The organism is Winogradskyella ursingii (assembly GCF_013403975.1).
Classification (GTDB): domain Bacteria; phylum Bacteroidota; class Bacteroidia; order Flavobacteriales; family Flavobacteriaceae; genus Winogradskyella; species Winogradskyella ursingii.
The window spans coordinates 55,284-78,257 of sequence record NZ_JABFDH010000001.1 but is presented as its reverse complement, the minus strand read 5'-3'; the positions used below and the strand labels follow the sequence as shown (position 1 = coordinate 78,257).

Here is a 22,974-nt window from a genome sequence, read left to right as displayed (position 1 = left end):
AAATAAGGGATTAATCTTGTTTAGTAACGGTTATGTTTCCATTTATAGACTGTAATTTCCAGAAGGAATTGGCGACATCAAATTGTGCAATGGAGATAATCCCGTTGTTGGATTTAGCATTAATATCTGCCTTCCTCGTCTTAATAATTATATCACCATCAAAAGAATGTATGGTACCAAAGTCTGCTGTGCCATCTACGCTACAACTTCCGCTTTTAAGTTCAACAACAAGATTCTTAAAATCTCCAATAGCCTCGACCGAAGCGATGTCGCTGCTAATTGACACATTTAAATCTTTTGGTATTATTACTGAGAGTGATGCCGCCACAACCTTGTGCGCGTTTCGTTTGTCATCTGCAATTGTAGTAAATGGGAGTTGGTTGAGCGAAATGTTTAATTGCCCCAAAATAATTTTGGTACTGATAGCATAGTGGTTTTGGTATTCGCCATCGTTAAGAGATTTAATTACAATATTTTCCGATTCTGAAGTCTCAATTTTGATCTTAAAAATGTCATTACCATTAATCTCAATATTGAAAATTCCGTCAGCATTTATCGTTTCATGAGACTTGTTCTGGGCTTGGGTTATAAATTGAAAACCTAGAAAAAAGACTAATAAGTAAAAAGACCTTTCAGGTTTTAAAAACCTGAAAGGTCTGGTTAATCCGATAAAAATATTATTATTTATCATCCTATTCCTATTTCCATAGGAATTTATATTATTTCTGCATATTCTTCGCCTCAATACTTAACGTAGCATGAGGCACTAATTTTAAACGATCTTTGTTTATGAGCTTTCCTGTTACTCTACAAACACCATAGGTCTTGTTTTCAATACGGATCATGGCATTTTTCAAATCACGGATAAATTTTTCCTGTCTAATTGCCAAAGCTGAATTTGCTTCTTTACTCATTGTCTCGCTGCCCTCTTCGAACGCCTTAAATGTAGGCGAAGTATCATCCGTTCCATTATTATGATCGTTCATATAAGCACTTTTTATGAGTTCTAAATCGTGCTCGGCTTTGTCTATTTTGTCTTGGATAATTTTTTTGAATTCTGCTAAATCCTTATCCGAGTATCTATTTGTTGTTTCAGTTGCCATGTCATTAATGTTTTTGAATAAACAATTTGGTACTTACATTATCAAAAGTGATGTCTATACCGTTGTCTAAGTTATCTAATAATTCTAAATTCTCTGTTAAAGTTTCGGATTTAATGTAAGCTTTATTTGCAGTTACAGCATCCGCGACTTGTGTTTCATTTTGAAGTTTCACATCAATCCTGTCCGTTACTTCAAAACCAGAGTCTTTACGTAGGTTTTGAATACGGTTCACGAGCTCTCGAGCAATACCTTCTCTTCGTAAATCTTCGGTTAAAGTAACGTCTAAAGCTACGGTTAACGATCCTTGATTGGCTACTAGCCAGCCTTCGATATCCTGTGATGTTATCTCCACATCTTCAATTCCTAAAGTAACATTTTTTCCGTTAATATCTACCTCTAAACTGCCTGTTTCCTCAATTTTTTTGATTTCTTCAGCACCAAATCCTCGTACTGCATTGGCAATCAACTTCATATCCTTGCCAAATCGCGGACCAAGTGTTTTAAAGTTTGGTTTGATTTGTTTCACTAAAATATCCGAAGCATCTTCTAAAAGTTCAATTTCCTTGATATTTACTTCGTGTTTAATCAAATCTGAAACGGCTGCTATCTCTTCCTTCTGTTGTTTCGAATCAATAGGAATCATGATTTTTTGCAACGGTTGACGCACTTTTATTTTCTCTTTAGCTCTCAACGATAAAACAAGAGAGGATATTGTTTGGGCGTTTTCCATCTTGCGCTCCAAAACTTTGTCAATAGCGCTTTCATCAACGCTTGGAAACTCTGCCAAATGCACACTTTCAAAATTCTCTTTTTTAGTAACTGCATTCAAATCTAAGTACAAGCGATCCATGAAAAACGGTGCAATTGGTGCTCCCAGTTTTGCTATCGTAACCATACATGTGTAAAGTGTTTGGTACGCCGAAATTTTATCAGTTTGGTAATCTCCTTTCCAGAAACGTCTCCTACTTAAACGCACGTACCAATTACTTAAATAATCTTGGGTAAAACTCGAAATTTCTCTTGCTGCTTTTGTAGGTTCATAATCCGCATAGTATTCATCAACTTTTTGAATCAATGTGTTCAATTCTGATAAAATCCAACGGTCTATTTCTGGTCTTTCATTAAGTGGAATGTCTTTTTCTTCATATTTAAAACCATCGATATTAGTATAAAGTGTAAAGAATGAATAGGTATTATAGAGCGTCCCGAAGAATTTTCTACTTACCTCTGCAATGCCATCAATATCAAATTTTAAGTTATCCCAAGGATTGGCATTGCTTATCATATACCAACGCGTGGCATCTGCACCATATTTTGAAAGCGTTTCAAAAGGATCAGTCGCATTGCCTAAACGTTTGGACATTTTTTGCCCGTTTTTATCCAGAACCAATCCGTTGGACACTACATTTTTATATGCTACATCATCAAAAATCATGGTTGCAATGGCGTGAAGTGTGTAAAACCATCCTCGTGTTTGGTCTACACCTTCGGCAATAAAGTCGGCTTTTCTCCAAGTATCTTCTACTTTTTCCTTGTTTTCAAACGGATAGTGCCATTGTGCATAGGGCATTGAGCCAGAATCGAACCATACATCAATCAAATCTGCTTCACGATGCATTGGTTTTCCTGATTCTGAAACCAATATAATTTTATCGACTACATTTTTGTGTAAATCGATGGTATCGTAGTTGTCTTCAGACATATTATCTACCTCAAAATCTGAAAAAATATCTTCTTTCATTAAGCCCGCTTCGACTGACTTTTTCATTTCAGCTTTTAATTCTTTTACAGAACCAATACAGATTTGTTCTTTACCATCTTCTGTTCTCCAGATTGGCAAAGGAATTCCCCAAAAACGGGAACGCGACAAATTCCAGTCGTTAGCATTTGCCAGCCAATTTCCAAAACGACCTTCTCCCGTTGATTTTGGTTTCCAGTTGATGGTTGTGTTTAGTTCGTGCATTCTGCCCTTGACATCGGTAATTTTAATGAACCATGAATCTAATGGATAATAAAGAATTGGCTTATCCGTTCGCCAGCAGTTTGGGTAGCTGTGTTTATATTTTTCGACCTTAAAAGCCTTGTTTTCTGTTTTTAGTTTTATGGCAAGCTCAACATCAACAGATTTTTCTGGTGCTTCGCCGTCATTGTAATATTCATTTTTTACATATTTACCGGCCAACTCTCCCACTTCTGGCCTAAACCTACCTTGTAAATCTACCAATGGCACTAAATTTCCATTTTCATCTTTGACTAAAAGTGGTGGAATTTCAGGTGATGCTTGTTTTGCTACCAATGCATCATCTGCACCAAAAGTTGGTGCTGTGTGTACAATTCCTGTACCGTCTTCAGTTGTTACGAAGTCTCCAGAAATGACTCTAAATGCGTTTTCAGGGTTATCATTTGGAAGCGCAAAAGGTAATAGCTGTTCATAGGTAATGCCTACTAAATCCTTACCTACAAATTCTTTCACAACATGAAATGGAATTTTCTTATCTCCTTCTTTGTAGTCTAGAAGTTCTGGCTTAGTTTCAACTTGTTTGTATTTACCATCAAATTGTTTTGAGACCAATGATTTTGCTATAACCACATTCATTGGCTTAAAGGTATATTGATTATAGGTTTCTACTAAAACGTAATCAATCTTAGGACCTACGGTTAACGCTGTGTTACTAGGAAGTGTCCAAGGTGTCGTTGTCCATGCCAAGAAGTAGATATCTCCTTCATTTTTAAGAAAATCCGGTAGCGATTCTTCGTTTGCTTTAAACTGAGCAACGACAGTCGTATCTGTTACATCTTGATATGTGCCTGGTTGATTCAACTCGTGCGAACTTAATCCTGTTCCCGCTTTTGGTGAATATGGCTGAATGGTGTAACCTTTATAAATTAACCCCTTGTCATATATTTTTTTGAGCAACCACCAAACGGTCTCCATATATTTGGACTTGTAGGTGATATATGGGTTCTCCATATCTACCCAATAACCCATTTTTTGAGTGAGATCATTCCAAATATCGGTATAACGCATCACTGCTTTTTTACAGGCTTCATTATATTCTTCAACTGAAATTTTAGTACCAATATCCTCTTTGGTTATCCCGAGTTCTTTTTCTACACCCAGCTCTATTGGCAGACCGTGCGTGTCCCAACCTGCTTTTCGTTTTACCTGAAAACCTTTCATTGTTTTATAGCGTGGAAAAATATCTTTTATCGCACGTGCTAAAACGTGGTGTACGCCAGGCAAACCGTTCGCAGAAGGCGGCCCTTCAAAAAACACATATGGCGCTTTACCTTCGCGTGTCGTTACACTTTTTTTGAAAATATCATTGGCTTCCCAATAGTTACTGATTTCCTCTGCAACTTTTGGCAAGTTAAGTCCTTTATATTCAGGGAACTTTTGGCTCATTGTAGTCTCGTATTATAAGAGCGCAAAATTAAAGAAATTTTAATAAAATAAGGTGTTGTGTTCTAGTGAAAAACGGAAAGGCCATTTCAGCAATATTGAAATGACCGTTTCGTATATTTTGTTTGTATATTATTTCACAATAATTTTTTTGGTTTGCACCGCATTATTTTTGGCTGTTATTTTAACTATGTAAGTACCAGTGGCTAAGTTTTGGGTTGTGTACTCGTTGTACGATCCTTCGTGAACACGCTGGTTACTGTAAACTGATTGACCCAAAATGTTATATAAATCTATACTATTTAGCTCAATATTCTTCGGATTTAATACAACAATTTTGTTTCTGTTATACGCGTAGTATAGACTCAATTCGCTTATTTCTTGATCTATTGTAGATAATGTCTCTGCATTTTGATCCTGAAAAACAACCTCAAATCTACTATAGAATTCACCAGCTTCGGAGGAGAACTCATACGGCTGATCGTTTCTCAGGTCAAAGTATTCACCAGTTAAATTATCGTGCAAATAAACTTTTTGATCTACGGATACATTTTCTGACTCGGATAACTGAATGGTATAATTGTAGTTTCCAGAAGCCTTAAATGCCATAGATACTACCTTATCAAAAACAATTGGACCGTAAGCCTGAATAGTTGAGAGATCGTCTCCCATAATAAGATTGAGATCGTCATCGTACTCTTCTATGTTTTTGGCATCATACCCATAATCGTATTCATCTGTGGTGTTTTCACTAAATCCGAGTAACAATTCGCGTCTCGTCTCAGGACCATTAACAGAATTGAATTCTATTCGTAATCGTTGCATTGTATCATTATCTTCTGCATCATCTGTTTTTGCCTCATTACTTGAATTCTCACCATTTCTAAAAAATACAGACCCATTATTATAAGCACCATCTGCGTCTGATTCTTTCACGAAAACACGTTGACTGTTATTGAATACAATATCTCCACTCGATACTATTTCGGTCATGAAACCTTGACCTACTGGCAAATATCTTGTTGGTGTTTTTGTACCGTCTTGGTTACCGTTGGTCGCACCTTCAATTCCAACAAACTGATAAGCACGTGTGGCACCTGTTTTATTGACCTGAGCATAACCACCGTTATATTCATGTAGATTATGAGATGAGCCGCTCCACTGTTGCCATAATTGAATCGTGCCGTCTATGACACCTGCATTATCATCAATAAACTTATGTAAATCAATGGCACTGGGATATGGATTACCGAGTAAAAAGTCCGTTTTTGATTCAGCAGGCACTGAACCAGGGCCTCCAGCATCTATAACTGGAACAATAATGGTTCCGTTATTTGGTTTCCCTTCAAAGAGATATTGTTGTGAACTGCCAGATATACCTGTCCCTTTTTGGGTATAACCAATACCTGGGCCAAGTGGAGTACTTGGATCTAGTGACGCATAATCAAAATAACTGACGCCATTAATGAAAGTATATAGCCAATAGGTACTTATATTTCCGTTTCCGGTATACGCACTAGTAAACGGAAAATCATTACCGCTAGGCTCTTTTAACATTCCGAGATTGAAGTTAGAATTATTTGAATTATTAGATGATGTATTATTATCATCCAATGTGACAATGCCCAAAGAACCAACAGGCGAAGCCCAGTAATTGTACCAATACGCACTAGATGATCCTTCTTGTCTCCTCAAAATTTTACCATTTGCTGAGGTTACTAAATCACTGTTACTTGATTGAATAAGTTGAGAATCGTTTTTAAGGTCCAGAGTACCGTTGAGCTCCAGGTACCAACTATTTTCGATTTTATTATTCCCTAATACATTTAAAGTTTTGTCTGAATCGATTATTAGTCCTAAATGTTTATGCGAACTGTTTGTATAAACGTCATGATCTATTTTAACAATACTCCAATCTTTATTTGTCGTAATATCTGTGATATCCCATACCGGACCATGTTGCCATGTATTTTCGTTGGACCAAGCTCCATCCGATATTGTTACATATGGCATTGGTGCCGTTTGTTCTTGAACTGTGGTAATATTATGCAATCTAAGTGTGCGCTCATTACCTGACTCGTCAAAAGTTTTAGAATTAACAATACCAGACATTGGGTAATAAGCAAGAAGCTTATTCCAGCCTACCTTTGTAGAAGACTTAGTATCCGCGATATCTTTTGGTAAAATTTTCCCCTGTATAACGCCAGAATTATTTTCAATTTCTTGATAGATCATTTGTTGTATTTGAGAATCTAGCAACTTTATATCAAAAACCCGAACTTCATCTATACTGCCATTTAGATAATACTTCTCGTTTTGTTCATTAGAAAATCTTCCTATTTCAAAGCGACCATTCCATTGATTAGAAGCTCGAAGTGTTTCGCCCACATTGCTTCCATTTACGTGTTGAGCCACCAATTGACCATCTACGTAAAGCGATTGTTCACCTGTAAGATTAGAAAAAGACCCTGTAATATGGTGCCATTCGTCATAATCAATTGTGCCGCCATTAATGATATTGAGTGTTCCGGCTGAAGTTGTAATACCAAAACTAACTGTGTTTCCATTTTGAACAAATAACAATCCTGCAATGCCTTCACCACCAATTACGGAAATAGGCTTGGAAGAATTGGAAGTGTCTATTTTTAACCAAGCCATTAATGTTATTTGGTCTTTGCCCGAAATAAGGCTCGGTCCTGAGAGATAATCATCTATACCATCAAAATCTACAGTTGCAGATAATGGTGGATTTATATCCAACAAATCGCGATAATCCAAATCCCCTCCAAAACTTAAATCACCATCGAAATCAGGTAATATTGATGAACTTGGATCATCTATTTCATCATTGACATCATTAGAATCGTTTATATTGCTTCCTTCAAAATTATTATCTAATCCATCACCATCGGTATCATTGCCAGAAACGGAATTTACCATTCCATTTTCTTCAATATCAGGAATGCCATCATTATCACTATCTAAATCGATATAATCGTATATTCCATCTCCATCTGTATCCACAGGGATAATGAGCGTCCCATAAGCATCATCTATTCCATCTTCATTTAAATCAACAATCAATGATCCAACACCACTTGGCTCAAGATAGTTTAATGTAGTTTGTGCTTCTACATTATCAGGAATTCCATCGTTATCTGAATCGATGTCTAAGAAGTTGGCATGGGAAATCCCATCTGTATTTACTGGTACATTACCGGATCCTGCGGTGAAAGGTATTCCAAAAGTAGTTGCTGTTTGTCCTATTTTACCATCTGCGATTCCGTCTCTATCTGAATCTATACCATTAGATTCCACCACATCCGTAATACCATCGTTATCACTGTCCAGATCAAAATGATTTGCTATTCCATCACCGTCAAAGTCTAAATTATCGCATATACCAAAAGCATTTAAAGTACAAAAATCCTGATCCTTATAATTTGGTATTCCATCAACATCATCATCAGCTGAAGGATCTATATTATTAGATTCATCAAGATCATTTATACCATCATTATCATCATCGAGGTCATCTAAATCACTAAGACCATCCTTATCTTGATCTGGTAGGGTAAGTATAAACATCTTGCCATCTCCATTATCTACTGTAGCTGACGTAATTGTTGCTCTTGTTATTAAAGAGCCCGCTGGAGCAATGTCATCTAAATAAAATAGGGCAATCCCAATAGTTCCTCTATTTTCAATAACTCTGTCGCTCAACCAATAGTCTGAATTTGGAGGTGGAGGGCTTATTGCTCCTGGCGTACCCAAATCGCCCGCACTTCCTGTACCACCAAAACCGTATTGTGTATTAGTTTGGTTAACAAATGTTTCTCCCAAAGATTGTTCCACTGTGCTATCTTCAAGAAAGCCAAATAATTCTATATGTAAACAGTTATTAGCATTTCGCTCAGTTACGGCAATTACACCACTTGAGGTCGCCTTAATACCATCTGCATAAAACAAAGTCTGCCTTTGAGCATCAGTTGTTTCTTCACTTGTAAAATCATCACAAATGTTATCACCATTACCATTAGCCTCAAAATAATAGTTTAAATTTAACGATCTAAAGGCGCCTAGTGCTGTAGCATTCCATGTGGCACTTGCGCTTGTATTTTCAATCCTGGCTCCGTTAAGTCTAATTTTGTTTGTTCCATGTCCGTTTGGACCTAATTGTGTCATTTCATAAGCAGAAGGAACTCCAAAATTAAAGTAAACACTACCGTCTACGGTGACACTTTCTATTGTAGCCGGTTGTGTTTGATTAGTTTGGTTATCACTCCACTGAAACGTAACACCACTTTGAATACTGGGTGCATTTGTCTGAGCATTGGAGATCCCACCAAGAAAAAACACAAAATAAATAAGTAATTTTTTATACATAAGCCATAATAGTTTGGAACTGATTATAATTATGTACTAAAATTTTAATTCAATGGAAATATTCTAGGAGGGAATATATTTACGTTAAAACCTTCTATGCGGTTTTTAAATATATACCACAATATTAGTTATTTACACAAGAACTTACTAATAAAACCCTCTCTTTTTTAGATTAAGTGCTAAAAATATCCGACGAAGAACATTTAATTGTTGATTTCATAGACTAAAAACAGCCTCAAATCCGGTTATCTTACTGATTATCTTAACAATAGATTGTAGACTAGTGTTCTGTTTAAGAATCACACCTTAATATTCGAAGCAAGACAGAAAAATAAACCAGTAAATTTTACAAAGAGGACGGAACGTTAATCGGCTTAAACCAAAAATCCAACCAAATCCTCAATCTTAGAAATAAGTTGAATTTTAATACCAGTATTCTTTAAAGCAATCTTATTAAATTTTGAAACAAAAATCGTGGAAAAACCTAATTTTTCCGCTTCCAAAATACGTTGTTCTACACGTTGCACTGGTCTAATTTCACCTGAAAGACCAACCTCTGCAGCAAAACAATAATCACTTTGTAAAGCCACATCTTCGTTTGAGGAAAGAATTGCAGCTACAACGGCTAAATCTATTGCTGGATCATCTACTGTGATACCGCCTGTAATGTTTAAAAAGACATCTTTTGCTCCCAAACGAAATCCTGCGCGCTTTTCCAAAACAGCCAATAGCATATTCAATCGTTTGGCATTAAAACCTGTGGCAGACCGTTGTGGTGTGCCGTAAACTGCTGTACTTACCAAGGCCTGTACTTCAATCATTAACGGTCGCAAACCTTCTAAAGTTGCAGCCACAGCATTACCAGAAAGTTCTCCATCTTTTTCTGAAATTAAGATTTCGGATGGGTTTGAAACTTCACGTAACCCAGAACCTTGCATCTCGTAAATGCCGAGTTCATTTGTTGATCCGAAGCGATTTTTATTTGCGCGTAAAATTCTGAAAACATGATTGCGATCACCCTCAAACTGAAGAACCGTATCTACCATATGTTCCAAAATTTTAGGTCCTGCGATATGGCCATCTTTTGTAATATGACCGATTAATAAAACAGGAGTGGAAGTTTCTTTGGCAAACTTGATTAGTTCAGTGGTACATTCTTTGATTTGGGAAATGCTTCCTGCAGAAGATTCTATGTAATCGCTATGTAAAGTTTGAATGGAATCAATAACCACGATATCTGGCTCTAAAGCTTCAATCTGTTTAAAAATGTTTTGTGTCTTTGTCTCCGTAAGAATGTAGCAATTGCTACTATTAGGCCTAATGCGCTCAGCTCGCATTTTTATCTGTTTCTGGCTTTCTTCACCTGAAACATAAAGCGTTTTATAGTTTAGATTAAGTGCAATTTGAAGTAATAATGTACTTTTCCCTATACCTGGTTCACCACCCAAAAGCGTTAAGGAACCATGAACCATACCTCCACCCAAAACACGGTTGAATTCTGCATCGCGCATATTAAGTCGTGCTTCTTGTGACGTGTCTATTTCATTAATAAGAAGCGGTTTTGAAACCCGTTTTGATGCTGATGTTGGTGTTTTCCAATCGCTTTTTTCAGGTTTTTGGATGACCTCTTCCGTAATGGTATTCCACTCCTTGCAAGAGGTACATTGCCCCTGCCATTTGCCGTATTGGCTGCCACAATTTTGGCAGAAAAAGGTAGTTTTTAGTTTAGCCATATATTCTTCCCAAAAAACCGGGAAAATAATTTAATTTTTGAAATGGCTAAATTAAAACATTTTTAGTTGATGTCTTTGATCCAAGCTATAATAGCTAACACTTTAAGCGTTGCCAATTTTGATGGCACATTGGAGAACAAAAAAGTTTTTGCTCTTTTATATAAGGCTTCGAAAAAATAGTCAGTTGATATGGTTTTTCTTTTAGTTGTCTTCATCTGTATCCTCCTCGTTTTGGTCTGTATCTGCGACGGTTAATTCTTCAATTTTAGAGAAGATAAAATCTCTGGTAATATGCGTTGCATCTTCTAACTCTAATGCAGACTCGTATAGTTTTTTTGCTTTTTTGGTCTTTCCTGTTTTTTCAGAATATTGAGCCAGGTAGTACATTCCCAATAGGGAATTAGGCTTTAGTTTTTTGGCCAGTTTCCCTATTTTTTCAAGTGATTCTAGATCTTCTCTCTGTTCAGCAATCTTAACAACTTTTTCAAACTCTTCTTCTGTAATTTCTTTTTTAATTCCGAATAGTTCTTCAATTCTATTATATCTGTCAGTAAGATATTCGTCTAACGTTCCTTCATACGGCAATACTTTTTCTTTTAATTCCTTTTCACGCAATGGCTTATACAATTCAAAAATTTTATCAAAAGATCTGGCAATGGCTCCCGTTACTAAGGTGTAATGTGTTTCGTTTTTAAAATCATCAAAATAATAAGTGAGATTTTTATTTTCAACTGTTGAAATTTGGGCATCTGCTTTTAATACTGCATCCCTAATATTGATCACATCGTTTTCTGAGGTTGCCATATAATAGAAAATATCTTTATCGAAAACCTCTAATCGCTTTCCAAGATAATCTTGAACATTACCAGACAAATCGGGACTAATGCTCACATAAGCCTGAAAAATCGGGTGCTCCTTGAACAAATAAGAATTGATAAAGTTGCCCATAACATCATGACCTACGGCAACCCTGAATTTACTGGTGTTATATTTGTCGTCTAAATACGGAATGAGCTCAGTCGCTACAAAATCATGAAATCTTAACCCTGATTCTGTTGGCAGACCCGTTACCTCATCGCAATACCCATCGTAAAAACGTTCTTCTCCCTGCACAACTCCCACTACTATAGAACTTGGCATATCATCAAAATAAGTTTGAAAATCGACTTGTCCCACAACTGGCTCAAACAAATAATCGCCATCAAACACTATGATTAACGGATACTTAACTTCTGATGAAGGGTCGTAATTTTTGGGTAATTTTATTTTTAACTGACGTGTAGTATTAAGTTTAGCGGAGTTGAGGTCTTTATAAGAAACCTGCGCAAGTAAAGGCAAACATAATAGGTAAGTTAAAACTATAAGAATAGTTTTTCTCATGATAAGTAGGTTTAATTTGGGATATCAAACATACTTATATTATCGTTAATTTGCATATTTTTTCGACGAAATGCATTTAATTTTTTTCAGCATCTTGTATTTCGTACATCTTTTCTAGTAAAATTTCTTTGTCAATGTACTGCGAAGGCTCCAATAAAAGACCCGACTTGTAGCGTTGAAGTGCCTTTTTAAAATTTCCTTCTTTTTCGTGTAGCATACCCAAATAATAAGCGCTCAACATAGATTCCGGGAACTCCTTTTTTACCATCCTTGCCAATTTATCCAATGATTCTAAATCATTCTTTTTGTTTGAAGCTGCAGCGATGGCTCTAATATCGTTTTCTATAATTTTCTTTTTAAATCCATAGAAATATTCAATGTCATCATATTTCTTAATAAGATAATCAAAAGGTGAACCTTCAAAAGTGAGTACCTTTTCGTTATACTCTTTTCCGTTTATGGGTTTGTAGAGCGTAAAAATTTCATTGAGAGCTTTTGGTATCCCCCTGCCAACTAATGAGTAGTGGTTGGCATCCTTGAAATTATCAAACTTATAATGTACGTTTTTATTTTCTACGGTTTTGAGCTTGTTGTCACATTCGTTAATCGCAGTTCTAAGATCTTTTACATCTGCATCTGCTGTTGCCATGTAATAAAAGGTTTCCTGTTCTATGCTGGGTAAGCGCTTATGTAATCTGTTTACCATTTCGGGTGCAAAATCTGGGCTCAATGCTACATAGGCCCTAAAAATAGGCTCATCCTTAAACAGAAAATAATTCATGAAATTAGCACCCAAATCGTGGCCAACCACCATTTTGAAATTTGAAGGGCTATATTTTGTTTCTATATACGGCAGTAATTCCTGGGCTAGAAACTCATAAAAATCAGCTCCCTCATGTGCAGGGAAAAATGTTTCGTCATCATAGAAAAAATCCTTTTCCCTTGTCTGTCCCTGAGTCACACCCACAATAATACAGTCTGGAATATCCTCCCAATAGGCTTGATAATCAATATTTCCAGCAACAGGCTCAAATAAATAATCTCCATCTAACACCAACACCAAAGGACAATTTTGTTGGTTTTCAGGATTGTAATTTCTAGGTAGTTGAATTTTTAGTTCGCGATTTTCACCTAAAATATTAGACTCAATAGTTTGATAAATCGCTTGTGAATATAAGCTAGAGGTTAAGAAACAGAATGCAATAATTGTGTATAGATTTTTCATTTTGCTATGGCTTAGATTGGGATAGCAAGGTAAAAAATATTTCTATACGCTTATTTTCTTTCTGTTAAAAATAGGAAGGTAAACCAAGGAAAGACCACCAATTACTATAATAACTAAGGTCTGAGTAGACCACATAATCCAGCCAAACGCTCTGCTAGGTTCTTCTAAAATATTGAATAATGAAAAAGCAATTACCACAGCTTCAGGAAAAGAGCCTATACCACCATTTGTTGCAGCAATACTAAAACTCGCCAGTATAAAGCCAATTAAAATCGCTGCAACAGAAATTCCGTGTAGCTCTGGCAAGGCAAAAGTTGTGATGTAAAACATTAAAACATACATGATCCAAATGAATATTGTATGACCTATAAATGCCCATTTGTGTTTCATTCTAAAGATGCTCAACGCACCCTCAATTAATCCTTTTATAAACGTTTTAACTTTCAGCGCTAATATGGAGACGCTTTTTTGAATGTATAAAAAGATCAATCCTGCTAGTATTAGTAGTCCGACGGCACCGATAATCAATGTGCTTGGATTAAATTTTAAGGCAAAGAAATTATAAATAAACTCAAACTCTAAAGAAAGTGCTAGTACCACTAACGCTAATAGCATAAACAAATCGGCAATACGCTCTGCAACTATAGTACCAAAACCTTTGTCGAATGGGATACCCTCGTAGTTGGTTAAAATTGTTGCACGTGCGATTTCTCCTGCTCTTGGGATAGTAAAGTTGATAAGGTAAGCAGCATACACTGCCATAAAACTATTACCAAATCTAGGCTTAAAACCTAAAGGTTCTGCCATATATAACCAACGATATGCTCTAGAAGCATGGCTTAATATACTACAGAAAATTGCCAGGAAAATCCATCCATAATTGGCATCTTTAAAATACTGAATTAAAGTTGGTATCGATATTTGAGTTAAAGAATACCACACTAAAGCGATACCGATTAAAAGTGGTAACGCTATTTTTAGTACTGATTTGGTTTTCTTCAATGGCCTATTTTAATAGATTTGTGGTTTCATCAGGAAAAACCAGAGATGGCTTAAAACTCTTCGCCATTTCGATATCCATATAACCATAGGTAATAAGTATCAAAATATCACCTACAGCTACTTTACGTGCAGCCGCACCATTTAAGGTGATTTCACCACTATTTCGAGGACCAGGAATACAGTAGGTTTCCAACCGCTCCCCATTATTATTATTTACAATCTGAACTTTTTCACCCTGTATAATATTAGCAGCGTCCATCAGGTCTTCGTCAATGGTAATACTTCCAATGTAGTTTAGGTCTGCACCTGTACATTTTACACGGTGAATTTTAGATTTTACAACTTGAATTTGCATATGGCAAAGATAATTAATTAAATGCGATATTATCTATAAGTCTTATATCGCCAGCATAGACAGCAATAAATGCTCTATATGTTTTGTGTGTTGATTTTCTTTTAAGTGGTTTTAAGGTCTCGGTGTCTGCAATTATAAAATATTCCAGTTCCAACAGTGGATGTAATTGAAATTGTTCCTGAACCCATTCCGTAATGTTTTTAGCACTTTTTGTGCCAAACTTTTTTTTGGCAGTTTTGAGTATTTTGTATATAAATGTAGCTGCCTTTCTGTGCTCAGGAGTTAATCTGGCATTTCTTGAGCTCATTGCCAACCCGTCTTTTGCTCTGTGAATTTTACAGCCTACAATTTCAACTGGCATGTTCTGTAGAGCCACTAATTTTTTGACAATCTGTAATTGCTGAAAATCCTTTTCGCCGAAATAAGCATGGTCAGGTTTTACATTTTCCAAAAGACGCTTAACTATGGTGCCAACACCATCAAAATGACCTTGTCTAAAAGCACCCTCCATTTCATGTTCTAAGCCTTCAAAAGAAAAAGACTGTGAAGCTACATCGTCACCATATACATCACCGACAGTTGGAGCGTAAACCACAATAGAATCCTTACTTACTGTCTTAAGCAAAGTTACATCGGCTTCTAACGTTCTAGGATACTTTTTAAGATCCTCTTTGTTATCAAATTGGGTAGGATTAACAAACACACTGACAACAACTTTATCGTTTTTCTCCAAAGCTTCATTGACCAAGGTTAAGTGTCCCTGATGAAGAGCTCCCATTGTAGGTACAAGCCCAATAGATAAACCCATTTTTTTAAGAGCGTCTAAATAGGACGATAATTCGGTTTTATTCTGAAATATTTTCAATGTAATAACAAAAAATTAACGCTTGCAAACATAATATAATACTGACACTCTGCATAAATTTTTGTAATTTTGCGTGTTTTTTACTTTTAATTAAAGCTATAAAAATCAACAAACAAGCTTTTAAAGCCTTTTCGGTTTTTTGAATCGAAAAATTTAAAACCTTGTTTTTTTAACATTATAACACCCTTATACATGAAAGATAAACGAATATTGTATGTGTCCTCTGAAGTAGTTCCGTATTTACCAGAAACCGAGATTTCCTCCATGTCCTTTGAGGCTCCGAGAATGGTAAATAAACAAGGAGGTCAGATACGAATATTTATGCCTCGCTTTGGTAATATTAATGAAAGACGTCACCAACTGCATGAGGTTATTAGACTTTCTGGTATTAATTTAGTTATTAATGATTTGGATATGCCACTTATCATTAAGGTTGCGTCAATCCCTAAAGAGCGTATTCAGGTTTATTTTATAGATAATGAAGATTATTTTAAGCGTAAAGCCACATTGACAGATGAAGACGGCAAACTATTTCCTGATAATGATGAACGCGCTATTTTCTTTGCAAAAGGGGTTATTGAAACCGTAAAGAAACTAAACTGGGCACCAGACATTATTCATGTTAATGGATGGTTAGCTTCATTACTCCCTCTTTATCTTAAAGAATTTTATAAAGACGAGCCGTTATTCACAGAAAGTAAAATTGTGACCTCTGTTTACAATCAAACCTTTGATGGCACGTTAGATAAGAATATGGTTTCTAAAATAAACTTTGATGGATTGGATAGCGAGGCAACCAAACCACTTGAAGAACCAGATTATATTAATCTAATGAAAGTTGCGATTGATAATTCTGATGCCGTCATTAGAGGATCAGAAGAATTACCAAAAGAACTGGATACTTATATCGAAAATTTATCAAAGCCGGTATTAGGATTTCATTCTATTGAAGAATTTGCAGACCCATATACCGAATTTTACACAAATACTGTACTCAACAGCTAATAGCACCTATGAAATTAAGAAAATATGCCCTTCAAATCACAACAGTTAGCTTATTGCTTTTAAGCTTTATAGCTTGTGACAAAGACTTTGCATCACTGGAATCTGACATTATCAATGAGGATAATGCCACTAATTTCAATCAACTTTCTGAGACCTACGATATATTAACTTATACAGATGCTTTAGGTCCAGTACAAACCAATAGTCTTGGTTTTTCTGCTTTAGGTTATTATGAGGATTTATACGGCAGTACAACAGCGAGCTTTGTGTCACAACTCACGTTAGAGGATTATGAGCCAGAATTTGCCGAGATGGAAGAAATAGAAAATGGACTGGTAACTATCGACTCAGTTGTTTTATACCTTCCTTATTTTAGCAATGCCATAGAAGTTAATGAAATGGGCAATGTGACTTACGAAACGGATTCTGTTATAGGCAGTCAACCGATAAAACTAAGTCTTTTTCAAAGCAATTATTTTTTAAGGGATTTTGATCCTGATGGAGAGTTTAATGAGCCTCAAGCTTATTTTTCTGATATGTCGGTATCTACTATGGAAACAATTACTGAAGGCGACTTAGAAAGTGAACCCATTCCTGTTATTAATGGAGAACAATCTTCTCTTAGACCAGATGGGAATATCAATGTAAATGACGCTGGGTTTGTTCTCAAAACTGTGAATGATGCCGGTGATTTAGAAGTTTCTCAACGATTATCACCAGGTATAAGATTACATCTAGACAAAGATTTTTGGAAAACTAAAATTATAGATAGACAGGGCACAGCAGATTTAAGTAGTGCTAATAATTTTGCCGAATATTTTAGAGGGATTTATTTTAAGGCAGAATCCGTTAACGATGATGGTAGTTTTATTGTACTTAACACCGGAGCAGTAAATTCTAATATTACAATTTATTATACTAGACCTACTAACGCTACCACAGATGATCCTTCTGCAACAGAACAGGATTTGTTTGAACTTACATTTGAGCCTATGAGAGTCAATTTTTTTGAAAATGACTTTACATTACCTTTAAATGACGGTGATGAAGAAAATGGTGATAGTAGATTGTTCCTTAAAGGTGGTGAAGGTGCTGTAGCAAAAATCAAACTTTTTGATGAAGAGGGAGCCTTTGAAGCATTTAGGGATGATTTTGTGGTAACTGAAAATGGAAAATTCATAAGATCAAAGCGCTTGGTAAACGAAGCTAATCTAGTGTTTTATGTTGACCAATCGTTAGTTGAAACACCGAAAAAAGAGCCAAATCGCATATATGTGTATGATGCACAGAATAAAACGCCATTGGTAGATTATTTTTTAGATGGTATTAACAATAACTTACCTTCGGCATCACTAACTAGTCATCTTGGACCGCTTCAGCGTGTTGGAGAAGATCCTAATGGAAAGGGAATCAAATACAAATTAAAAATTACAGAACATATCAATAATCTTTTAATACGAGATTCTACTAATGTAGAATTAGGCTTGTCTGTTTCCCTAAATGTTAATTTAGAAGAATTATTGATGCAACGTAAGGTGCAATCAACAGACGACTCAGATTTAACTGTTCCCATTAGTTCTATTTTAACACCTAGAGGTACCGTATTACATGGCAGCAATACAGAAGATGATAGTAAGAGAGTTCAGCTAGAAATCTATTATACCGAACCAAACTAAAGAAATTAACCCATGTGTGGAATTGTTGGATATATTGGTCACCGAGATGCCTATCCTATCATTATAAAGGGATTGCAGAGATTAGAGTACCGTGGTTACGATAGTGCAGGTATTGCGTTATATGACGGTAAAAACATTAAACTATCCAAAACAAAAGGGAAAGTTTCTGACCTAAAAGAAAAGTTAGAAAACGAAATAAGCACAGACGGTACTTTAGGAATTGGGCATACACGCTGGGCAACACATGGTGTTCCAAATGATGTAAACTCGCACCCACATTATTCCAACTCAGGTGATTTAGTTATTATACATAATGGTATCATCGAAAATTACGATTCTCTTAAAAAGGAATTGATAAAACGTGGCTATACTTTTAAGTCCGATACTGATACAGAAGTATTAGTCAATCTTATAGAGGATGTTAAGAAAAATGATAACATCAAACTAGGGAAAGCAGTTCAAATTGCATTGAATCAAGTTATTGGTGCTTATGCCATTGCTGTATTCGATAAAAATAAACCAAATGAAATTGTTGTAGCTAAATTAGGTAGCCCTTTGGCTATTGGAATTGGTGACGATGAATTTTTTATTGCCAGTGATGCATCTCCTTTTATCGAATTTACAAAAAATGCTATTTATCTTGAAGATGAGGAAATGGCTATTATTAGAAGAGATAAGGATATAAAGGTCAGAAAAATTAAGAGCGATGCAGTGGTAGATCCCTATGTACAAGAACTTCAACTTAATTTGGAGCAAATTGAAAAAGGCGGTTATGATCATTTTATGCTCAAAGAAATTCACGAGCAACCTAATGCTATTTTCGATACGTTTAGAGGACGACTGCTTAGCAACGAAGCGTTAGTTAAACTAGCTGGTGTTGAGGATAACATGAAAAAATTTTTGGCAGCAGACCGCATTATAGTTGTCGCTTGTGGCACATCATGGCATGCTGGTTTGGTTGCTGAATATATATTCGAAGATTTGGCAAGAATACCCGTAGAGGTAGAATACGCTTCAGAATTTAGATACAGAAATCCTGTAATAACAGAGAAAGATGTTGTAATTGCAATTTCGCAGTCTGGAGAAACAGCTGATACTTTGGCAGCCATAAAATTGGCAAAATCCAAAGGAGCATTTGTGTTTGGTGTTTGTAATGTGGTGGGATCTTCTATTGCCAGAGAAACTGATGCTGGTGCCTACACGCATGCTGGGCCAGAAATTGGTGTGGCATCAACAAAAGCATTTACCACACAGATAACGGTTTTAACTTTAATTGCACTTAGACTCGCTAGAGCTAAAGGTACTATATCAAGTTCAGAATTTAGACATCATTTAATTGAACTTGAAACCATACCAAGTAAAGTTGAAGAAGCTCTCAAGTCTGATGCTTATGTTCAAACTGTGGCCGAAATATATAAAGATGCTACTAACTTTTTGTATTTAGGACGTGGTTTCAATTTTCCAGTAGCATTAGAAGGAGCATTAAAACTAAAAGAAATTTCATATATCCATGCAGAAGGTTATCCTGCTGCAGAGATGAAACATGGCCCAATTGCGCTAATTGACGAACAAATGCCTGTTGTCGTTATAGCTACAAAAAAAGGACATTATGAAAAGGTAGTGAGTAACATTCAAGAAATAAAATCCAGGAAAGGTAAAATCATAGGAATTGTTACCAAAGGGGACAAGAATGTGAAGGAATTAGCGGATCACGTCATTGAAGTCCCAGAAACGATTGAGTGTTTAACACCATTGCTCACCACAATACCACTTCAACTATTATCTTATCATATAGCTGTAATGTTAAATAAAAATGTTGACCAGCCAAGAAATTTAGCTAAATCTGTTACTGTAGAATAAATTTTCTAAATTATAGAATTCATAATTTAAAGCCACCTAGTTGAGGATTACTCAATGTAGTGGCTTTAATTTTTTAATAATTTACTATGCATGCATAATTTTATGAGAATTTCTTATTGACTTTTCATATATTTATTTAAATTGCTGATCTAATAAATTAACTAATTCTCTAAAATGAAAACAATCTTAAAGCTTTTTGCAATGCTTTTTTGTGTGGCATCTTTTTCTCAAACCACAATAAAAGGTAAAATTACGGACAATACAGGATTGCCCTTACCTGGTGCAAATATTGTAGTAGTAGGTACGTCTTCTGGTACAGTATCGGATTTTGACGGTAATTATGCATTAACGGTAGACCAAAATCCACCCTTATCTATTCGCGTTAGTTACACCGGATTTGAAGATCAAACCATTGAAATTACGTCAAACGATCAAACAGTAGATGTAACGATGATTGAAGGTAACGCACTTGATGAAGTTGTAATATCTGCATCTCGTACACCTGAACGTATTTTTGAATCTCCTGTTACTGTGGAGCGTTTTGGTTTAAAAGAAATTAAAAATACCGCTTCTGCAGGTTTTTACGATGGTTTAGAAAACTTAAAAGGTGTCGATGTAAATACAAACAGTTTAACGTTTAAATCTGTTAACACTCGAGGATTTGCTTCATTCGCCAACACAAGATTCATGCAATTAGTCGATGGAATGGACAATTCTGCTCCTGCACTGAATTTCCCAATCGGAAATTTAGTAGGAATGAACGAAACTGACGTTTTTAGCGTAGAACTCTTACCTGGTGCCGCATCCGCACTATACGGGGCAAATGCTTTTAACGGAATTTTATTTATGCGAAGTAAAAGTCCTTTCGATTTTCAAGGCATAAGCGGTTACCATAAGCAAGGTATCACATCACAAGAAGCTGGTGGTGACAACACTTATAGAGATTCTGGGATAAGATTAGCTTATAAATTTAGCGAAAAATTCGCTGCTAAAGTTAACTTCGGCTGGCTAAAGGGTACAGATTGGACCGCCAACAATTATGATGGTAAACCAGGAACTGGTGATGATAGATCAAGTATCAACTATGACGGTTATAACATTTATGGAGATGAGGTTTCTACCAACATCAATGATGTAGCACTACTATTGGAAGGCTTAGGACTTGCACCTTCAGGATCCAGTACATTGGTTCCATCTGTAGATGTAAGTAGAACAGGTTACGAAGAACGCGATTTAACAAATTATAACGCTGAAAGTATTAAAGCTGATTGGGGTTTATATTTTAGACCATGGGAAAATGATTTCGAAATTCAATATGTAGGAAAATATGGAACAGGTAACACTATTTACCAAGGTACCAACAGATACAATATTGCTGGCTTTTCTCAGCAACAACACAAAATAGAAGTAAGAAACGATAATTTTTTTGTAAGAGGTTATGTAGTGTCTGATAAAGCCGGTGATTCTTACGATATGGTATTTACAGGTATCAATATAAATAGAGCATGGAAAGATGACCAAACATGGTTTGGTGAGTATGTTGCAGCATATATTGGTCAGACACTAGGTGGTGCTACAAACGATCAAGCTCACGCTGCTGCACGTCAAGCTGCAGATACTGGACGTTTTGAACCAGGTTCTGATGAATTTCAAAGCGCATTTAATCAAAGTATTAATGATCCAGATTTAACAACAGGTTCTAAATTTCAGGATAATTCAAATTATAAACATGCTGATGCTAATTACAATTTTAGCCATTTATGGGATGTCATTGACATCCAAGTTGGAGGGTCTTACAGAAAATATAGTTTAAATTCTTCTGGAACTATTTATACGGATTTTGATGGTCCTATTGATTATTCAGAATATGGAATTTATACTCAACTTCAAAAAGAGTTTGATCTTAACGAAGAGATGAAGTTAAAACTAACTGGTTCTGCTCGTTATGATAAATCCGAATTTTTCGATGGATTTGTTTCCCCTAGAATTTCTGCTGGTTTAACTGTGAATAGAGATCACAACATTAGAGCATCTATACAAACAGGTTTTAGAAATCCGACAACACAAGATTTGTTTATTGGGCTTAACGCCGGACGCGCAATCTTAATCGGTGGTGCACCTGATAATTTAGATCGTTACGAAAGAGATTATAGTGTTAGTGCTGCTGGCCAGACTGTATTTGGGCAACCAGCTACGATTTCTCAAACTGGTGGTGCTGCTTACAATAATTCATATTTAGCCTCATCTGTTATGGACTTTAGTCAATCAGGTAATCCCGCGGATTTAAGGATAGGAAATTCAGATTTAGTAACACCAGAAAAAATCACTTCTTTCGAAGTAGGTTATAGAGGTAAATTGAATACAGTAACTGTTGATATGAGCGTATATTACAACCAGTATACAGATTTTATTTCCGGTGAAACCGTATTGGCACCTCTGTACGGTACAGTAGGTGATGGTTCTCTCTCAGTGGCAGCAATTGCTAATGGGGATTTCACAACCTATCAAACCTATACAAATTCAGACGCAGATGTTAATTCTTATGGAGGTTCTATTGGCTTATCAACTAAAATCTTTGGAAATTTTGATTTAGGCGGTAGTTATACATTCACAAAGCAAGATTTTGATCAAGCTTCTTTTCCAGATTTTAGAACTAGCTTTAATACCCCACAACATAGAACTAAAATGAATTTTGGAAATACCGAATTATTTAAAAACTTTGGATTTAACGTCGCTTGGAGATGGAGCGATAACTATTTTTGGCAAGCTACCTTTGGAGATGGCGACATCCCAGCTTATCATGTTGTAGACGCTCAGTTAAGTTATGCAATTCCTTCTTTAAAAACCACTCTTAAAGCAGGTGCTACTAATTTATTGGGTGACGAATATTTCACTGCAATAGGTACAGGAAATATTGGTTCTATCTATTATTTATCATGGACAATTGATAATTTATAAAATAACATCATAAATCATTAAAG

Annotated in this window: 15 protein-coding genes; 4 read left to right on the top strand and 11 right to left on the bottom strand. The window is 35.8% G+C overall.

The window, feature by feature from the left end:
- Positions 1-10 precede the first annotated feature (10 nt).
- The 11 genes from HM983_RS00335 to panC form a co-directional block, all read right to left on the bottom strand.
- Positions 11-691 carry a DUF4097 family beta strand repeat-containing protein gene (locus HM983_RS00335; RefSeq protein ID WP_179343247.1) on the bottom strand — a complete coding sequence of 227 codons (681 nt, stop codon included), beginning with the start codon at positions 689-691 and terminating at the stop codon, positions 11-13.
- A gap of 28 nt (positions 692-719) precedes the next feature.
- A complete protein-coding gene (locus tag HM983_RS00330; RefSeq protein WP_179343246.1) occupies positions 720-1,103 on the bottom strand; it encodes a TraR/DksA family transcriptional regulator in 384 nt (127 codons plus the stop codon).
- 4 nt (positions 1,104-1,107) lie between these two features.
- Complete coding sequence (ileS, locus tag HM983_RS00325) at positions 1,108-4,509, bottom strand: isoleucine--tRNA ligase (RefSeq protein ID WP_179343245.1); 3,402 nt, start codon at positions 4,507-4,509, stop codon at positions 1,108-1,110.
- Positions 4,510-4,638: 129 nt separating this feature from the next.
- Positions 4,639-8,892: a LamG-like jellyroll fold domain-containing protein gene (locus HM983_RS00320; protein WP_179343244.1), complete on the bottom strand. Its 4,254-nt coding sequence runs from the start codon at positions 8,890-8,892 to the stop codon at positions 4,639-4,641.
- Positions 8,893-9,266: 374 nt separating this feature from the next.
- Positions 9,267-10,625, bottom strand: coding sequence for a DNA repair protein RadA (gene radA / locus HM983_RS00315; RefSeq protein WP_179343243.1), 1,359 nt, complete (start codon positions 10,623-10,625; stop codon positions 9,267-9,269).
- Between the two features lie 62 nt (positions 10,626-10,687).
- A complete protein-coding gene (locus tag HM983_RS00310) occupies positions 10,688-10,840 on the bottom strand; it encodes a hypothetical protein (RefSeq protein WP_179343242.1) in 153 nt (50 codons plus the stop codon).
- Positions 10,827-12,005, bottom strand: coding sequence for an alpha/beta hydrolase (locus HM983_RS00305; protein WP_179343241.1), 1,179 nt, complete (start codon positions 12,003-12,005; stop codon positions 10,827-10,829). The genes HM983_RS00310 and HM983_RS00305 overlap by 14 nt, the downstream gene beginning before the upstream one ends.
- A 76-nt stretch (positions 12,006-12,081) precedes the next feature.
- Positions 12,082-13,230, bottom strand: coding sequence for an alpha/beta hydrolase (locus tag HM983_RS00300; RefSeq protein WP_179343240.1), 1,149 nt, complete (start codon positions 13,228-13,230; stop codon positions 12,082-12,084).
- A gap of 42 nt (positions 13,231-13,272) precedes the next feature.
- A complete protein-coding gene (locus HM983_RS00295) occupies positions 13,273-14,232 on the bottom strand; it encodes a lysylphosphatidylglycerol synthase transmembrane domain-containing protein (RefSeq protein ID WP_179343239.1) in 960 nt (319 codons plus the stop codon).
- Between the two features lie 4 nt (positions 14,233-14,236).
- Positions 14,237-14,587, bottom strand: a complete 351-nt coding sequence (gene panD / locus HM983_RS00290) for an aspartate 1-decarboxylase (RefSeq protein ID WP_179343238.1) — start codon at positions 14,585-14,587, stop codon at positions 14,237-14,239.
- Positions 14,588-14,600: 13 nt separating this feature from the next.
- Entirely contained in the window at positions 14,601-15,452 is an 852-nt protein-coding gene (gene panC, locus HM983_RS00285) for a pantoate--beta-alanine ligase (protein ID WP_179343237.1), read from the bottom strand.
- Positions 15,453-15,644: 192 nt separating this feature from the next.
- Between panC and HM983_RS00280 the strand changes: the two genes are divergently transcribed.
- The 4 genes from HM983_RS00280 (at position 15,645) to HM983_RS00265 (ending at position 22,951) form a co-directional block, all read left to right on the top strand.
- Positions 15,645-16,457 (top strand): glycogen/starch synthase, encoded by an 813-nt coding sequence (locus HM983_RS00280; protein WP_179343236.1) that lies wholly within the window; start codon positions 15,645-15,647, stop codon positions 16,455-16,457.
- Between the two features lie 8 nt (positions 16,458-16,465).
- Positions 16,466-18,133 (top strand): DUF4270 domain-containing protein, encoded by a 1,668-nt coding sequence (locus HM983_RS00275; protein WP_179343235.1) that lies wholly within the window; start codon positions 16,466-16,468, stop codon positions 18,131-18,133.
- Between the two features lie 12 nt (positions 18,134-18,145).
- A complete protein-coding gene (glmS, locus tag HM983_RS00270) occupies positions 18,146-19,993 on the top strand; it encodes a glutamine--fructose-6-phosphate transaminase (isomerizing) (protein ID WP_179343234.1) in 1,848 nt (615 codons plus the stop codon).
- A 174-nt stretch (positions 19,994-20,167) separates the two neighbouring features.
- Entirely contained in the window at positions 20,168-22,951 is a 2,784-nt protein-coding gene (locus HM983_RS00265) for a TonB-dependent receptor (RefSeq protein ID WP_179343233.1), read from the top strand.
- Positions 22,952-22,974 lie beyond the last annotated feature (23 nt).

Excerpts from the sequence above, each read along its gene's own strand:
- HM983_RS00275 (WP_179343235.1), top strand. The coding sequence starts at position 16,466 with ATGAAATTAAGAAAATATGCCCTTCAAATCACAACAGTTAGCTTATTG.
- HM983_RS00330 (WP_179343246.1), bottom strand. The coding sequence starts at position 1,103 with ATGGCAACTGAAACAACAAATAGATACTCGGATAAGGATTTAGCAGAA.
- HM983_RS00280 (WP_179343236.1), top strand. The coding sequence starts at position 15,645 with ATGAAAGATAAACGAATATTGTATGTGTCCTCTGAAGTAGTTCCGTAT.
- HM983_RS00265 (WP_179343233.1), top strand. The coding sequence starts at position 20,168 with ATGAAAACAATCTTAAAGCTTTTTGCAATGCTTTTTTGTGTGGCATCT.
- panD (WP_179343238.1), bottom strand. The coding sequence starts at position 14,587 with ATGCAAATTCAAGTTGTAAAATCTAAAATTCACCGTGTAAAATGTACA.
- radA (WP_179343243.1), bottom strand. The coding sequence starts at position 10,625 with ATGGCTAAACTAAAAACTACCTTTTTCTGCCAAAATTGTGGCAGCCAA.
- HM983_RS00335 (WP_179343247.1), bottom strand. The coding sequence starts at position 691 with ATGATAAATAATAATATTTTTATCGGATTAACCAGACCTTTCAGGTTT.
- HM983_RS00320 (WP_179343244.1), bottom strand. The coding sequence starts at position 8,892 with ATGTATAAAAAATTACTTATTTATTTTGTGTTTTTTCTTGGTGGGATC.
- glmS (WP_179343234.1), top strand. The coding sequence starts at position 18,146 with ATGTGTGGAATTGTTGGATATATTGGTCACCGAGATGCCTATCCTATC.
- HM983_RS00310 (WP_179343242.1), bottom strand. The coding sequence starts at position 10,840 with ATGAAGACAACTAAAAGAAAAACCATATCAACTGACTATTTTTTCGAA.
- HM983_RS00305 (WP_179343241.1), bottom strand. The coding sequence starts at position 12,005 with ATGAGAAAAACTATTCTTATAGTTTTAACTTACCTATTATGTTTGCCT.
- ileS (WP_179343245.1), bottom strand. The coding sequence starts at position 4,509 with ATGAGCCAAAAGTTCCCTGAATATAAAGGACTTAACTTGCCAAAAGTT.
- HM983_RS00300 (WP_179343240.1), bottom strand. The coding sequence starts at position 13,230 with ATGAAAAATCTATACACAATTATTGCATTCTGTTTCTTAACCTCTAGC.